The organism is Bacteroides sp. ET336, from assembly GCF_024733815.1.
Taxonomy (GTDB): domain Bacteria; phylum Bacteroidota; class Bacteroidia; order Bacteroidales; family Bacteroidaceae; genus Phocaeicola; species Phocaeicola cellulolyticus.
Genome location: NZ_JANRHK010000067.1, coordinates 1 through 414, shown reverse-complemented (window position 1 = coordinate 414; position 414 = coordinate 1). Strand labels below are relative to the sequence as shown.

The following is a 414-nucleotide window of genomic DNA, read 5'->3' as shown; positions in this document are numbered from 1 at the left end:
TTACTTTTTCAGCTTGTTACATCATGTCAAAGATCTTTCATATTTTCAAGGATTGACTACGTCTATCCTATCAATCTGTAGTGGAGAATAACGGATTCGAACCGTTGACCCCCTGCGTGCAAAGCAGGTGCTCTAGCCAGCTGAGCTAATCCCCCGTGCTGTTGTCTTTTCAAAAGCGGGTGCAAAGGTAAGTGTTTTATTTTGAACTCGCAAATAAAAAAGCAACTTTTTTTCATTATATTTTCATTCAGTTTTGCTGTTTGAAAACATTGACTTTCGTCGATATTATTTCAGATAGATTTGCTACCTGAAACATTGACTTTCGTCGATGTAGTCCCAGGCAGAGTTGAACTGCCGACCTCTACATTATCAGTGTAGCGCTCTAACCAACTGAGCTATAGGACTATATAATAA

The 414-nt window shown here is 38.9% G+C and carries 2 tRNA genes; both read right to left on the bottom strand.

The annotated features are described in order from the left end of the window. Positions 1 to 81 precede the first annotated feature (81 nt). Positions 82 to 155: transfer RNA gene (locus tag NW213_RS16860), tRNA-Ala, on the bottom strand. A 176-nt stretch (positions 156 to 331) separates the two neighbouring features. After that, positions 332 to 405: transfer RNA gene (locus tag NW213_RS16855), tRNA-Ile, on the bottom strand. Positions 406 to 414: the final 9 nt, after the last annotated feature.